Source organism: Fusobacterium varium (assembly GCA_021531615.1).
GTDB classification, from domain to species: Bacteria; Fusobacteriota; Fusobacteriia; order Fusobacteriales; family Fusobacteriaceae; genus Fusobacterium_A; species Fusobacterium_A varium_C.
In genome coordinates this window covers 1-223 of sequence record JADYUE010000123.1, presented here as the reverse complement: position 1 = coordinate 223, position 223 = coordinate 1, and the positions used below count along the sequence as shown (strand labels likewise).

Annotated in this window: 1 tRNA gene; it reads left to right on the top strand. The window is 48.4% G+C overall.

Annotated features, from left to right (window positions below):
- The first annotated feature begins 78 nt into the window (after positions 1–78).
- Positions 79–155, top strand: a tRNA-Ile gene (locus tag I6E31_12590).
- The last annotated feature ends 68 nt before the right edge of the window (positions 156–223 follow it).

Below are 223 nucleotides of genomic sequence, written 5' to 3'. Positions count from 1 at the left end.
GATGGATCACCTCCTTTCTAAGGAGATCAAATCTCTTTCTCTGTTCTATTGGTAATGTTCTACATTATCAATAAGAATGCGTTTGTAGCTCAGCTGGTTAGAGCACACGCCTGATAAGCGTGAGGTCGGTGGTTCGAGTCCACTCAAACGCACCATATGGGGATATAGCTCAGTTTGGGAGAGCGACGCACTTGCACTGCGTAGGTCAGCGGTTCGATCCCGC